Here is a 13,731-nt window from a genome sequence, read left to right as displayed (position 1 = left end):
TGTTTCCGCGGCACAGATAACAGAACAGATAACACAAGATGTGGTGCCATACTTCCTGCTCCATGGCTATTGCTGCCTTCTCAATAAGTGGATACGGGGAGGGGCAGGATGAACGCCTCTTTTTGTCGGGACCAAGTCTATTGTATCGTGGCCGCCAACAAGAAGGAAATCGTCCGTCTGTGGCTGGATCGCAAAGATCCGTTGCGTGCACCCACGTTCTGAACCTAGGGTGCGCGGTGCCGAAATGATTGGCTGATTGCGACATACTCGCGATGGTGGGGGTAACCAAGCCGGGCCGAGAAAGAGGTGGCGGTTGATGCAAGACAGACGGCGTTGAAGGCAACGGACCAAAAGGGCAGGTAAATGAAGATCGTGGTTGTGGGTCTCGGGTATGTGGGCCTGTCGAATTCGGTGCTTTTGGCGCAGAACCATCCGGTAACGGCCGTGGATATTTCCAAGGACCGCGTGCAGATGGTGAACGCAGGCCAATGCCCGATCATTGATCCTGAGCTGGAGGCGTTTCTTGCAGCACGAAAGTTGTCTTTGACGGCGACGACTGAACCCGCCTACGAGGACGCGGATTTTGTAGTTGTGGCCACGCCCACCGATTATGACCCCCGATCAAACTACTTTGACACCTCCAGCGTTGAGGCTGTGGTTGGCGATGTGATTGCAGTTAATTCGCGGGCCACAATCGTGATCAAGTCAACAATCCCGGTCGGCTATGTTCGCAAACTGCGTGCTGATCTGGGAACCGAGCAGGTGATCTTCTCGCCTGAGTTTCTGCGGGAAGGAAAAGCACTTTACGATAACCTTCACCCATCACGGATCATCGTCGGCGAACGATCCGAACGCGCCCGAATTTTTGCTGATCTTCTGCTAGAGGGCGCCGAAAGCAAGGATGTTTCGGTGTTGTTCACCGACCCGGATGAAGCCGAAGCGATCAAGCTTTTCTCGAACACATATCTTGCTATGCGGGTTGCTTTTTTCAACGAACTGGACAGCTATGCTATGGCGGGGCACATGAATACCCGGCAGATCATCGAAGGGGTGTCGCTCGATCCGCGCATCGGCAATCACTACAACAACCCGTCCTTTGGCTATGGCGGCTATTGTTTGCCCAAAGACACCAAACAGTTGCTCGCAAACTACAGTCATGTTCCTCAGAACCTGATCCGTGCCATCGTGGATGCAAACCGGACTCGAAAGGATTTCCTTGCTGACCAGATCCTGATGAAGGGGCCACGCACGGTTGGCATTCACAGGCTGGTGATGAAATACGGCAGTGACAATTTCCGGCAGTCTTCAATCCAGGGGATCATGAAGCGCCTGAAAGCAAAGGGCATTGATGTCATTGTTTACGAGCCCGAGTTGCAGGAGGAGGAGTTCTTCCGCTCACCCGTGTATCAAGATCTGGATGCCTTCAAGAGCAAGGCGGATCTGATCGTTGCTAATCGGCTTACTCCAGAGCTTTCAGACGTCAGGGACAAGGTCTTCACCCGAGATCTTTTTGGGTCTGACTGAAGTGGCGGCAAAGCAAGCTGCCTCGTGGTGATATCTGCAATTCATGCCTTGTCCCAAATGAAAACGCCGCCCCACCGGGCGGCGCTTATTTCAAGCGTTCTGTTTTTGCAGAGAACCTGGCGAAAGAAGTCGTTCGCGCAGTTTTTCAAGTGTCACGCCCTTCGCTGCAGCAGGCAGATCGGCAGGGCCGGAAGCGTCGACTTGATCCTGAACACGATCATAGAAACCCGACAAACCTGAGAGGGTTTGGATCACCAGATCGAAATCCTGCAGTGCTTTTAGCTCTTGACTGGTCGGGCGCGTGCCGCGCTCTAAAACCGTTAACGCAACATCTTCTAACTCTTGAATCTTTGCTTTCAGCTGCTGCATTTCCCATGAGGAAATGGCGCAGAGATCTCTCAGGGCTTTGTCGGGATGCTCCATGACTACAGGCGCCCAACCACTTGCTCGATGGCCTGCTTCATGGTCGCGACCGTGAACGGTTTACGTACGATGTTGTTCAGGCCGAGCTTCTTGCCGACTTCGATGATTTCGGGAGTCGGCTTGCCTGTCACCAGGATGAAACCGACACGCTGGGTCACTTGGTGGCCACGTACGGCCTGAAGAAGGCCGAGACCATCCATGCCGGGCATGTTGTAGTCCGAAAGGACGAGGTGCACCGGCGTTTTGGTCATCTTTTGAAACGCGGACTGGCCGTTGTTTTCCACCATGTAATTCTTGATACCCAGTTCGTCCAAGGACTGCGTCAAAATCCCCCGGCTTGTCGACATATCGTCCACAACCATAACGCGCAGATTGTCTTTCAAGCTCATGTTTTTTCCTCGTGTTTCTCTTTACTGCTCATTCTATCGAGCATCCCCACCCGACGGAGTGTGAATGTATGTGGTGATCCCTGCCGTCTTCATGTGTTGTGCGGCAGGTCCGGACATCCGTTCGGAGTGGCCGATGAATAGGTAGCCACCCGGAACCAGCGATCTTTGGAACGCCTGCCAGACCTTTTGCTGGGTCGGTGTATCAAAGTAGATGGCCACGTTTCGACAGAAGATTGCGTCAAACTTTCCCTTAAATGGAAAGGGTTCGATCAGATTCAGGACACCAAGCGTGACCATGGATCGGATGCTTTCCGGCATTCGACCATCCGCATCCATCTTGGGCACATACTTGCGATACTCCGCAGGAATTTGCGCCAGCTCATCTGCTGGATACTTTGCTGCTGTGGCCGTTCTCACGACAACAGGATCGATATCGGTGCCAAGGATCTTGAAGTTCAGACGGTTCACGTCGGGGCACATGTCCTGAATGATCATCGCCAGGGTGTAGGGTTCCTGGCCATTGGAACATCCTGCCGACCAGATGCGAACCCGTCCGCCTTCCCGCGCCTTTTTGATCAGATCGGGAAGCACATCTTTTCGCATGGTTTCGAAATGATGAGGCTCCCGGAAGAACTGGGTCACGTTGGTGGTCAGCAAGGACAGCAGGTTGCTGCGCTCCGCGTCAGAATTCGGCCCGTTCAGGCGGGCAAGATAGTCCTTAAAATTCACGACGTTCTGCTGGCGCAGGCGCCGCGCCAAGCGTGCAGAAACCAAAGGTTTCTTGCTGCTCGACATAGACAGTCCAAAGTGCTTGTAAGCAAATTGGGCGATGGCTTCGAAGTCCTGATCAGTCAGGGTGAAGCCTTCTGTCTTGGGATCTATAGGACTGCTTGCGTTCACATCATCACCTGCTCAGGCACCGAAATTACCGCATCCAGATTGATAATACGCACCATGGTTTCATCGTGTGAGATGATCCCTTGGATGTACTCCATGGTGTAACGGCTATCGACCGGCGGCGTATCCTGGATATCATCCGGATTGATCGAAATGATCTCCGAGACGGATTCCGCCAACAGGCCAACGGGCTTGCCCTGGACCGCGACGACGATAACGACATTGCGTTCGCTGGCCTCGGTCTGCTGAAGGCCGAACCGTGCCGAAAGGTCGTAGATCGGGATCACCGCACCACGCAGGTTCATCACACCGAGCACGTCCGAAGGGGCATGCGGCAGGATTGTGACCGGCGACCATCGGCGAATCTCGCGGATCTGAGTGATTTTGAGACAGAAAGCCTGGCCCGCCACAGTGAAGCTTACGAATTCACTGAACTGGGCGTGTTTCACTTCCTGATCGCCGTGCTTGACTTCAACTTGCGACTGCATTGTTCATTCTCCGCTCAGTGTCAAAGGCGGCTGCCGAGGGCGAGGCCGCGATAATGCTTTCCGGATCAAGGATCATGGCGATCTTGCCATCTCCAAGAATGGTGGCGGCTGCCACACCGGCAATCTCCCCGCACACGCCATCCAGGCTCTTGATGACCACCTGGCGCTGGTCATGAATGTCATCCACCGCAAGCGCACTGCGTTGCCCGGTTTCAGTTTCTACCAGCAGATAGACGCCAGGCGGCTGGTCATCCTGTTTCTCCAGGCCCAGAGCACCAGCCACATCGCAGACCGGCACAAAGTTCCCACGGATCGACAACAACGTGCCATCGGCACCAAGGTTGTTGATCATGTCGTCACTGCCACGCATGGTTTCCACAATGGAGGTGATAGGCACCACCATGGTCTGGTCTGCGACCGACACAACCATTCCGTCCATAACCGCAAGGGTGAGTGGCAGGATAATCGTGAAGGTCGACCCCTTGCCCGGAGAGGACGAGATGTTGATGCGGCCGCCAAGTCCGGTCACCGCGTTCTTGACCACGTCCATGCCGACCCCGCGACCAGAGAGGTTCGACACCTCCTTGGCAGTCGAAAAACCAGGCAGGAATAACAGGTTGTCGATCTCGCTGTCGGTCAGCTCTGCGTTCTCGGGAATCAATCCCTTGTCGATCGCGATCTGTTTGACGCGTGGGCGGTTCACACCGGCACCATCGTCCTTGATCTCGATGCAGACACTGCCCGAACGATGCGAGGCTGACAGACGGATCTCGCCTACCTTGCCCTTGCCCGCACTTTCGCGATCCTCGGGCTTTTCGATCCCGTGATCTACCGCGTTGCGCAGGATGTGCGTCAACGGGTCCGAAAGACGCTCGATGACAGTCTTGTCGACTTCGGTGTTTTCGCCCTCGGTCACCAGCTTACAGCTTTTGCCGGTCGCGCTGGAGGCCTCGCGTACGATCCGGGCCATGCGCTGGAACAGCGGCTTGACCGGCTGTGCGCGGATCGACATGACGCCTTCCTGGATATCACGGGCCAGGTTCTTGAACCCTTCCAGCTCGGTCTCGACATCGCGCATGTCGGCGACATCAAGGTTGGCAATTTGCTGAGCCAGCATCGAATGGTTGATGATCAGCTCTCCGACCGCGTTGATAAGCCGGTCCACCCGTTCAAGCTCTACGCGCAGAGTTGGCTTTGGCCCCCCGCGCTGTTCCGCTTTTGCGGCGTCTGCCTTGGGAGCGGGAGCCTTGTCGGCAGCAGGTGCAGCATCTGCCTCTACCGTCGGAGCGGGGGCCGGCTGGTCAAAAGGGGCTGGAGTGGGCTCCCCGTCCTCTGCGGACGGAGCGGCACCGAATGCAGCTTCCAATGCAGCAAGGGCGGCAGCATCTGCCTCGGCATCGCCATCTCCCTCGATCGAAAGCTCGCACAGGCCTTCGACAAACTCAAAGACTGCCTCCACCTTGTCGCGCGGCTCGGATGTTGTCAGGACAAGATCCCAGGCAAGATAGCTTTCAGCAATGTCAATTGCGTCAAACCCGGGCAGTTCCGTATCGTCCAGCTTGATCTCAAGCTCGCCCAATTCCTGGAGAGCCTGGAACAGGAAGAATGGTTCGTTTCCGGTCCCATACATCTCTTTCATCGGGTGGAACCGAATGCGGTAGGTCTCCTCCGCGGGCGCGCCGGGAATATCGATCGCCGCGGGCGCAAAGCCGCCACCGCCACCGAGGCCCATGGGCTCGAACGTGAGATCCTCTTCCTCTTCCGGGATGTATTCATCCAGTGCTGCGATCAGCATGTTGTGATGCGCTTCGTCGGTCTCACCGCCGTCGCGGGCGGTGGCAACCAGGTCGCACAGATGATCGCTGGACCGCAGCAACAACTGAACCAGTTTGGGCTCAAGTTCCAACCGGTTGGCCCGAACTTCGTCGAAAACGGTCTCGAACCTGTGGGCAAACGCCACCAACTCGTCCAAGCCAAATGCCCCGGCGCCACCCTTGATCGAGTGGACGGCACGGAAGACGGCATTGACCACCTCTGGATCGTGATTGCCACCCTCGATGGCAGTCAGACCCTCATCCGTCGCTTCAAGGAGCTCTTCGCACTCCTCAAAGAAGGTATCTTGAATCGACCCCGACATCTTATGCCGCAGCTCCAGTAACGCGCTTGAGCGCAAAAATCAGCGATGCGTCGTCAAAGGGTTTGGTAATCCAGCCAGTCGCACCGGCATTGCGGGCACGCGCCTTCATCTCGGCGGCACTTTCGGTGGTCAGAACCAGAATCGGCACCTTGGAGTTGATACCCTCGCCGCGCAGCTCTTCGATTACGCCGAAACCGTCCAGGTTGGGCATGTTGATGTCTGTGATCACCACGTCGGGCGCCACTTCGGGATACATGTCCACCCCTTCGCGGCCATCAACCGCACAGTGGTATTCAAAACCGGCCTCCTCAAGAGTGGCCGCAAGCAGATTCCGAATCGTGCGGGAATCGTCGATGGCAAGAACTTTGGTTTTCATGCTGTTTCCTCGTCTTCAAACCGGTTGGACTCTAAACCCAAAAGCGACAGAGACTTTCGGCACGATTCACTAATGTTAGTGACCGCAAAGCCCAGTTCCTCAGAGCGCCACTGCTGCTCTGCGCTCAGCAGAAGCTGAAGGCAGCGCGATGGCATGGCTGCAACCCCCTTGCAGTCGATTTCGACCGCTGAGGAGCGCGCGCCGCGCAAGAATGCAATCAGCGAGTCTAGGTCAGAGAAAGCATTCGGCAGTTCCAAAAGGTGTTTTTGCGTTTCCGTGGTCATCTTCCGCGAGTCGCACCCCCGTTGTCGGTCACATGTTAGAGTTCGATAGGGCCATTCTTAGGGGCGGGGACTTAATAATTGATTGCCGGAGGTCTGACCCAAAGCCGTTTTGACACCCTCCACGCCCCTCTTGGCCCTGTCATTTCCGAAAAATTTTAGGCGCTCGGTCGGGGACTCAATCCAGATGGTGATCACCGCGCAGATGCCCGCACACAGTTAGAATCCACACGCGCGCGAAGCAGGCGACGAACGTGGGTGTGGCACCGCATTGACCCTGAAGCGCGTTTCTAAAATTTGAGAGAGCACAACGAATTTAAGCAGCAAATTAACCCCTGACAGGCATTCATCGAATTGAAGTGGGTCCGAACAGGGCCTTTACGGAACAGGATGACTGGAAGGCTCTAAGAACGATGAAGATCGCCCACAAGCTCCCTTTGTTTGTTGTTGCATTCGGCGCCTTTATGGCCGCGGTTATTGTTACGATCAGCACTGTGACAGCGCGAAACAGCGCTGCGCACCAGGCCGAAGAACATTTCGAATCACTCGTGGCAGGCCGGGAAACCGCCGTTGAGGCCCTCATGCGCGGGATTGAGGCCGATCTTCTGACACTCGCCGCCATGCCCTCGACAGAAACGGCCCTGCAACGCCTGTCCGGCGCCTGGACCAACCTTGGCGATGAGGCCGCAAACACGGTGCGTGACGCCTACATCGCCAACAACCCGAACCCACTGGGCGAACGTCACCTGCTTGATCGCGCGAAAGCGACGATTCCCTACAACATCCATCATGCAAAGTTTCACCCGGCCTTCCGAACTCTGCTAACGGCGAAGGGCTATTATGATGCCTTCCTGGTGAACCTGACCGGGAACATCATCTACACGGTCTACAAAGAAGACGATTACGCAACCAACCTCTTCGATGGTCCCTACAAGGATTCAGGAATCGGCGATCTTTACCGCCGGATTGTTGAGGCGGAACCAGGGCAAGTGCTGTTCTCCGACTTCGCCCCCTATGCTCCTAGCGGCAATGCGCCTGCGGCCTTTGTGGGGACACAGCTGGCGTCGAACTCAGGGCAAATGGTCGGAGTTCTCATCCTGCAGATCCCCGTTGGCATGATCAATGCCTTCATGAACGACTCGCGCGGAGTTGGCGAGACAGTCGAGGCCTACTTGGTCGGACCAGACATGCTGATGCGGTCCTCCTCCCGTTTTGAAGGCGGTTACCAGACCCTTGATCCGGTTCCCGAACAGGAGCATATCAGGGCGGCCTTGAATGGGGTCAGCGCCTTTTACCCATCCGTTAAAGGCCACGACGGTCAGAACGTCGCCGCCTTCTCTGAACCTTTCCAAATGATGGACACCGATATGGCCATCGTGATCGAACAGGATCGCGCTGAACTGATGGCGCCGGTGAATAACGCCATGACGGTCCTGCTCCTGATATCGGTGGCCTGTGCAGCAGGTCTGTCGGTGCTGGGATGGCTCTTCGCACGCACGATCACTCGGCCTCTGGATCGCATCAGCGTCAGTATGGAATCGGTTGCCTCCGGTAATCTCAGCACCGAAGTCACCGAGGCCAAGCGCAGTGATGAGATCGGTAAGATCGGTAAAACTTTGGTTTCGATGCAGGAAGACCTGCGTCACGCGCGCAGCGCACAGGAAGAACGGGCAGAACAGCAACAGGAACAGCAGCGCGTAGTGGAGCAGCTCAGCTCTGGCCTGCTGCGCCTCGCGCAGGGTGATTTCTCTCAGACGATTACCGAACCCTTCAGCGGCGAACATGAACAGCTTCGTGCCGACTTCAACAAAACAGTCGAGAACCTCAGCGCCACCGTCTCGCAGGTCGTCGATTCTGCGCAGAGCATCCGCAACGGCGCGGCCGAGATCAGCCAGTCTTCGGATGATCTGTCGCACCGCACCGAAAGCCAGGCGGCCACCCTTGAAGAGACCGCCGCCGCGCTGGATGAACTCACAGCATCGGTGAAATCCGCTGCCGAGGGCGCGCGCAGCGTCGAGAACATCATGGAAGAGGCCAAGCAGGAGGCTGAAAACAGCGGCGTCGTTGTGCAAAGCGCGGTGTCTGCGATGACCGAGATTGAGCAGTCCTCGACCCATATCGCGCAGATCATCAGCGTGATCGATGACATTGCCTTCCAGACCAACCTTTTGGCGCTGAACGCAGGCGTCGAAGCCGCCCGCGCGGGCGAAGCGGGCCGCGGCTTTGCGGTGGTGGCCTCCGAGGTGCGGGCGCTGGCGCAGCGTTCTTCGGATGCGGCGATGGAGATCAAGACGCTGATCAGCGACAGCTCGCGCCAGGTGGAGCGCGGCGTGGATCTGGTCGGCAAGGCGGGCGATGCGCTCACCAATATCGTCGAGCGGGTGAACCATATCTCGAAGCTGGTGACGGATATTGCTGAAGGTGCTGTGGAGCAATCCACCGGCCTCGGGGAGATCAACACAGGTGTGGTGCAGCTTGATCAGGTGACGCAGCAGAACGCGGCCATGGTCGAAGAGGCGACGGCTGCGGGCCACATGCTGAACAGCGATGCAACCAAGCTGGCCGAGCTGGTGGCGAATTTCAAAGTCTCCGGCAGTAGCGGCATCACACAGATGAGCGCGCCGAAACCAGCCGCCAGCACGCCGACGGCGCATGGGGATGACGACTGGGACTTCAGCGATTTCAACGAAGCCGCCCCGGCCGCAACCGGCACCGACGGCAACGCTGCTCTCGACAAGTGGCAGGATTTCTAAGGATCAGAGATCTGGAGCGCCTCACGGCGCTCCTTCAAACTGTGGAACTTTTGGCATTGCGCCGAAAAAACGTGACTGGGTAAAGCATTGACGTCTCAAAATCTTCTTATCATTACGACGGATCGGGCTTTTGCCCGCTCATTGCAATCGCACATGGAATCGGCATATCCCGGTATGAAGGTTCTTTTGGCCAATAATCTGATGATGGCGTACAATCAGGCGGAGGCGGCTCAGCCCACCTTTGCCTTCGTGGAGGACGGCTTCACCCGATTGCCTGAGTTCGAAATGATGTTGGCACTGTTCTCGGCCGTCGACACGCGCTGGGTATCGGTCATGGATAGCCCCGGTGCGACACCAGCCCGTCAATCGAACCCTTTGCTGAATGTGGGTGCGGGTATCTTCGAACTGACCAAGGCTGACAGTCCGCGTCAATTCGCACAATACTATGACATGATGGTCAAGGCACCGCGCCGGGGCGCTCCGATGCGGTCGGCTGCTGCCAGAGCTGCACCTGCCCGCAGCGATTTCAAGAAGATCATCCTGATCGGTTCCTCTACAGGGGGTGTCGAAGCCCTGCGCAGCGTCCTAGTGGGCTTTTCCCACGACTGTCCTCCAACCATGATCGTTCAGCACACTGGAAAGAACTTTGGGCCAGGTCTGGTCTCGCTATTGGACCGTATTTGCGCTGCCAAAGTGGTGCCGGCCGAAGACGGGATTCAGGTCCAGCCGGGGCATGTATACGTGGCGGCTGGACAAACGCGCCACATGGGGTTGTCCTCACGCAAACCTATACGTTTGCGCATGAAGGATGGTCCGCCCATTTCCGGTCATACGCCTTCTGTTGACGCTTTATTCACTTCTGCAGTGCCATATGGGAAGGACGTGGTAGCAACAATCCTGACAGGAATGGGGCAGGATGGAGCAAAAGGTCTGATGGAATTGCGTAAAGCTGGCGCATCCACCTTTGCACAGGATGAAAAATCCTCTGTCGTTTATGGAATGCCAAGGGTTGCTTGGGAAACTGGAGCCGCGCAGAAACAAGTATCGCTCGCCAGGATGGCAGGGGCCCTGCTCCAAGCCGCAAAATCCTGAGTGAAAGGGTAACAAGGAGACCGCTGTGACGTCAGTATTCGCCAACTCCACCTCGGTAACGCTCCTGCAGGGGGAATACCGCGTGTCAACCGATCCGTCGGTCGTGTTCTCGACGGTCCTCGGCTCGTGCATTGCAGCTTGCATCTATGACGCTGAAAATGGCGTGGGTGGGATGAACCATTTCCTTTTGGCGAATGCCAACGGCGGAGCCGTGAGCGCACGCTACGGAATCCACGCGATGGAACTGTTGATCAACGGGGTCATGAAGAAGGGGGCGGAGCGGCGCAACCTCAAGGCCAAGGTATTCGGCGGGGCCAAGATGTCGGTGAACCTGTCGGACATCGGCGCGTCAAACGCACAATTCGTGCAGCAGTTCCTGAAGGATGAAGGCATCCCTTGCATTTCCTCAAGCGTTGGCGGCACCTCGGCCCGCCGCGTGAGGTTCCACCCGGTCACTGGCAGCGCGCAGCAAACACGGGTCGCCAACGACCGCCGTCTTGGTGAACAAGAGATCGCGGCAGCCCGCGCGGCGCCGAAACCGGCACCGGCCGCCACTCCGGCTGGCGCAGGTGATCTGACCCTGTTCTGATCACAGGTCCCGGCACCCAATATTCTACATTTCGAGGCCGGTCGCAGATCTGTGACCGGTCTTTTTGGTTTGAGGCATGAGTACTAGCTGGTGTGGCTGAGTAGAAATTATTCCTTGCCCCGCTGGGGAGGCGCAGCTAGTCCGGAAGAGAACCTTAAACCACTCGTGAGGCTCCATATGCTTTTCTCTCGCATTCGCCGCCACATGTTGGCCGCCATGCTGGGGATCGCCATGGTCTCACTGGCGCCTGCCCACTTGTGTGCGGGTCAGGCCACGATCTTTGCACCTGCAAGCATGACCAACGCTATGGCCCGGCTTAGCGCTGAGTTTGAAGCGCAGACGGACAACAGGCTCTTTTTCTCGTTTGCCGGTTCTTCGGTTCTGGCCCGTCAGATCGAACAAGGCGCTCCGGCTGATGTGTTTATCTCTGCTAATCCGTCCTGGATGGATTATCTTGAGGGCGCGGGCCGGATCCTGCCTGAAACGCGTTTTGATTTGATTGGGAACCGGTTGGTGTTGATCGGACATGGCAACCGGGCGACGGTTGAGATGTCACCTGATTTCGATTTGGCCGGTTTGTTGGCCGGAGAACGCCTAGTGATGGCTCTGACCGAGGCTGTCCCTGCTGGTATCTACGGGAAGGCGGCCCTAATCACTTTGGGGCAGTGGGACAAAGTGCAGCCCGATGTGGTGCAAACGGACAACGTGCGCGTGGCCCTGGCCTTGGTTGCAAACCGGGAGGCTCCGTTCGGTATTGTATATGCAACGGATGCGCGCGCCAGTGCATCGGTTTCTGTTCTTGCAACCTTTCCACCAGGCAGCCATCCGCAGATCGTCTACCCCGCAGCAGCCGTTTCGCCGGGACAAAACCAGATCGCGCTGGCTTTTCTTGAGTATCTGAAAACACCCTCCGCTCAGTCGATCCTGATGGAAGAGGGGTTTTCTGCCTTGCCGGATTGATTGCCGGTATGGAGTGGCTCGGCCCAGAAGAATGGCAGGCGGTTGTCCTGTCGCTGCGGGTTTCCCTTTGGGCGACCCTGTTGGCCCTGCCTATTGCTGTTTTGACGGCGTTTGCCCTAGCCCGGTGGGCTTTTCCGGGCAAACAGCTGCTCAATGGACTGGTGCATCTGCCGCTTATTCTGCCGCCAGTGGTGACCGGGTATCTCTTGCTGTTGATCTTTGGGACACAGGGGCCTGTGGGTGGGCTCTTGCAAGAACTGGGAATCGTTCTTGCCTTTCGCTGGACCGGTGCGGCCCTGGCAGCTGCCATCATGGGCTTTCCCTTGATGGTCCGGGCGATCCGTTTGTCGATCGAAGCTGTGGATCCAAAGCTTGAGCAGGCTGCAGCAACGCTCGGGGCATCACGTCCTTGGGTCTTTCTGACCGTGACACTGCCCATGATCCTGCCGGGTTTGATCGCAGGTTCGATCCTCGGTTTTGCCAAGGCGATGGGAGAGTTCGGCGCGACCATCACCTTTGTGTCCAACATTCCCGGCCAAACCCAGACCTTGCCCTCGGCGGTTTATGCTTTTCTGCAAATCCCCGGAGGTGAGGCGGCCGCCACGCGCCTGGTGCTGATCTCGATTGTGATCGCCATGGGCGCCCTGCTGCTTTCCGAAGTTCTGGCCCGTAAGGCAGCAAAACGGGTTGCAGGCGGATGATGCTATCGGTCAGCCTCAAACACAAAAGGCCGGGCTTTGCCCTCGATGTCGCCTTTGAAGCACCTCCTGGTATCACCGTGCTGTTTGGGCGATCGGGGTCTGGCAAGACAACCGTGGTGAATGCGGTTGCCGGTCTGCTGCGGCCCGCCCACGGGCGCATTGCCCTGAATGATCGGGTTCTGTGTGATACGGATCAGGGGGTTTGGCTGCCGCCAAACCGGCGCCGTATCGGTTACGTCTTTCAGGAGGGGCGGTTGTTCCCTCATCTGACGGTTCGGCAAAATCTGCTGTTCGGCCGCTGGTTCGCGCCAAAGGCATCGCCGCGCGCCGATCTGGATCAGATTGTCGAGATGCTGGGCATAGGCCATCTTCTGAAGCGGCGACCCGGCGGATTGTCGGGCGGGGAAAAGCAACGTATCGCTATAGGGCGTGCTCTGTTGTCCGCTCCCGAGATGATCCTTGCGGATGAGCCTTTGGCGGCCCTTGATGACGCCCGAAAGAGTGAGATCCTGCCCTATTTTGAACGCCTCAGAGATGAGGTCGGGGTCCCGATCCTTTACGTCAGCCACTCCGCGAGCGAGGTGGCGCGGCTCGCAACGACTGTGGTCGTTCTGCAAGACGGAAAGACGACACGGCAAGGTCCAGCGGTAGAGATTCTGAGCGATCCCAAGGTTATGCCGACCGGGGTACGCTCGGTCGGGGCCATGCTGGAAACGCGGGTCAAGGCGCATCATTCCGACGGGCTGAGCGAGCTGGATGCGGCCGGGCTGTCGCTGTTCTTGCCGCGTGTGGCCCAGGCACCGGGAGAAGAGGTGCGCGTGCGCATCTCGGCGCATGAGGTGATCCTGTCGCGAGAAAAACCTCAAGGTCTGTCGGCCTTGAATATCCTGCCGGGGCAGGTTCAGCAAATTCATACCGGCGATGGCCCCGGTGCGATGGTGTCCCTCAGAACGCCTGCCGGACATATTCTGGCCCGGATAACACAACGCTCCGCGCAGGCCCTCGGGCTTGAGGAGGGAAGCGACTGTTATGCGGTGATCAAGTCGGTTGCCATTGCCCCCGGCGACATCAGCAAAACCAGCAGGTCATGACGAAATGGAGGGGCACCGGTTGCGGCACCC

Annotated in this window: 14 protein-coding genes; 7 read left to right on the top strand and 7 right to left on the bottom strand. The window is 57.5% G+C overall.

Features of this window, described 5'->3' with window-relative positions:
• The first annotated feature begins 363 nt into the window (after positions 1-363).
• Positions 364-1,524, top strand: coding sequence for a nucleotide sugar dehydrogenase (locus INS80_RS05980; protein ID WP_192964764.1), 1,161 nt, complete (start codon positions 364-366; stop codon positions 1,522-1,524).
• A 90-nt stretch (positions 1,525-1,614) separates the two neighbouring features.
• Here the strand turns inward: INS80_RS05980 and INS80_RS05975 are convergent, their stop codons facing one another.
• From INS80_RS05975 to INS80_RS05945, 7 genes are read right to left on the bottom strand one after another with little or no spacing between them, the layout of a single operon-like run.
• Positions 1,615-1,947 (bottom strand): DUF8776 family protein, encoded by a 333-nt coding sequence (locus tag INS80_RS05975; RefSeq protein ID WP_192964763.1) that lies wholly within the window; start codon positions 1,945-1,947, stop codon positions 1,615-1,617.
• Between the two features lie 2 nt (positions 1,948-1,949).
• Complete coding sequence (locus INS80_RS05970; protein ID WP_192964762.1) at positions 1,950-2,336, bottom strand: response regulator; 387 nt, start codon at positions 2,334-2,336, stop codon at positions 1,950-1,952.
• Positions 2,337-2,369: 33 nt separating this feature from the next.
• Positions 2,370-3,236, bottom strand: coding sequence for a CheR family methyltransferase (locus tag INS80_RS05965; RefSeq protein ID WP_192964761.1), 867 nt, complete (start codon positions 3,234-3,236; stop codon positions 2,370-2,372).
• A complete protein-coding gene (locus INS80_RS05960; protein ID WP_192964760.1) occupies positions 3,233-3,721 on the bottom strand; it encodes a chemotaxis protein CheW in 489 nt (162 codons plus the stop codon). The genes INS80_RS05965 and INS80_RS05960 overlap by 4 nt, the downstream gene beginning before the upstream one ends.
• Positions 3,705-5,858 (bottom strand): chemotaxis protein CheA, encoded by a 2,154-nt coding sequence (locus tag INS80_RS05955; protein WP_192964759.1) that lies wholly within the window; start codon positions 5,856-5,858, stop codon positions 3,705-3,707. Before INS80_RS05955 ends, INS80_RS05960 begins: the two co-directional genes overlap by 17 nt.
• 1 nt (position 5,859) lies before the next feature.
• A complete protein-coding gene (locus INS80_RS05950) occupies positions 5,860-6,234 on the bottom strand; it encodes a response regulator (protein ID WP_192964758.1) in 375 nt (124 codons plus the stop codon).
• Entirely contained in the window at positions 6,231-6,518 is a 288-nt protein-coding gene (locus INS80_RS05945; RefSeq protein ID WP_192964757.1) for an STAS domain-containing protein, read from the bottom strand. Before INS80_RS05945 ends, INS80_RS05950 begins: the two co-directional genes overlap by 4 nt.
• Before the next feature lie 410 nt (positions 6,519-6,928).
• Here INS80_RS05945 and INS80_RS05940 point away from each other — a divergent pair, with 410 nt between their 5' ends.
• The 6 genes from INS80_RS05940 to modC all read left to right on the top strand — a co-directional run bounded on the left by INS80_RS05940 (position 6,929) and on the right by modC (position 13,701).
• Positions 6,929-9,268 (top strand): methyl-accepting chemotaxis protein, encoded by a 2,340-nt coding sequence (locus INS80_RS05940; RefSeq protein ID WP_192964756.1) that lies wholly within the window; start codon positions 6,929-6,931, stop codon positions 9,266-9,268.
• Between the two features lie 153 nt (positions 9,269-9,421).
• Entirely contained in the window at positions 9,422-10,360 is a 939-nt protein-coding gene (locus INS80_RS05935; protein WP_192964755.1) for a CheB methylesterase domain-containing protein, read from the top strand.
• Positions 10,361-10,385: 25 nt separating this feature from the next.
• A complete protein-coding gene (locus INS80_RS05930; protein WP_192964754.1) occupies positions 10,386-10,949 on the top strand; it encodes a chemotaxis protein CheD in 564 nt (187 codons plus the stop codon).
• A gap of 177 nt (positions 10,950-11,126) precedes the next feature.
• On the top strand, positions 11,127-11,909 hold the full coding sequence (gene modA, locus INS80_RS05925; RefSeq protein WP_192964753.1) for a molybdate ABC transporter substrate-binding protein: 783 nt from the start codon (positions 11,127-11,129) through the stop codon (positions 11,907-11,909).
• Positions 11,910-11,917: 8 nt separating this feature from the next.
• Positions 11,918-12,610 carry a molybdate ABC transporter permease subunit gene (gene modB / locus INS80_RS05920; protein WP_192964752.1) on the top strand — a complete coding sequence of 231 codons (693 nt, stop codon included), beginning with the start codon at positions 11,918-11,920 and terminating at the stop codon, positions 12,608-12,610.
• Positions 12,610-13,701, top strand: coding sequence for a molybdenum ABC transporter ATP-binding protein (gene modC / locus INS80_RS05915; protein ID WP_192964751.1), 1,092 nt, complete (start codon positions 12,610-12,612; stop codon positions 13,699-13,701). The genes modB and modC overlap by 1 nt, the downstream gene beginning before the upstream one ends.
• Positions 13,702-13,731 lie beyond the last annotated feature (30 nt).

Source organism: Phycobacter azelaicus, assembly GCF_014884385.1.
GTDB classification, from domain to species: Bacteria; Pseudomonadota; Alphaproteobacteria; order Rhodobacterales; family Rhodobacteraceae; genus Phycobacter; species Phycobacter azelaicus.
This window is presented reverse-complemented; position numbering and strand designations above follow the sequence as displayed.

Bases quoted from the DNA above. Each gene is read 5' to 3' on its own strand.
- INS80_RS05950 (WP_192964758.1), bottom strand. From the start codon at position 6,234: ATGAAAACCAAAGTTCTTGCCATCGACGATTCCCGCACGATTCGGAAT.
- INS80_RS05960 (WP_192964760.1), bottom strand. From the start codon at position 3,721: ATGCAGTCGCAAGTTGAAGTCAAGCACGGCGATCAGGAAGTGAAACAC.
- INS80_RS05945 (WP_192964757.1), bottom strand. From the start codon at position 6,518: ATGACCACGGAAACGCAAAAACACCTTTTGGAACTGCCGAATGCTTTC.
- INS80_RS05980 (WP_192964764.1), top strand. From the start codon at position 364: ATGAAGATCGTGGTTGTGGGTCTCGGGTATGTGGGCCTGTCGAATTCG.
- modC (WP_192964751.1), top strand. From the start codon at position 12,610: ATGCTATCGGTCAGCCTCAAACACAAAAGGCCGGGCTTTGCCCTCGAT.
- INS80_RS05940 (WP_192964756.1), top strand. From the start codon at position 6,929: ATGAAGATCGCCCACAAGCTCCCTTTGTTTGTTGTTGCATTCGGCGCC.
- modB (WP_192964752.1), top strand. From the start codon at position 11,918: ATGGAGTGGCTCGGCCCAGAAGAATGGCAGGCGGTTGTCCTGTCGCTG.
- INS80_RS05975 (WP_192964763.1), bottom strand. From the start codon at position 1,947: ATGGAGCATCCCGACAAAGCCCTGAGAGATCTCTGCGCCATTTCCTCA.
- modA (WP_192964753.1), top strand. From the start codon at position 11,127: ATGCTTTTCTCTCGCATTCGCCGCCACATGTTGGCCGCCATGCTGGGG.
- INS80_RS05955 (WP_192964759.1), bottom strand. From the start codon at position 5,858: ATGTCGGGGTCGATTCAAGATACCTTCTTTGAGGAGTGCGAAGAGCTC.
- INS80_RS05935 (WP_192964755.1), top strand. From the start codon at position 9,422: ATGGAATCGGCATATCCCGGTATGAAGGTTCTTTTGGCCAATAATCTG.
- INS80_RS05970 (WP_192964762.1), bottom strand. From the start codon at position 2,336: ATGAGCTTGAAAGACAATCTGCGCGTTATGGTTGTGGACGATATGTCG.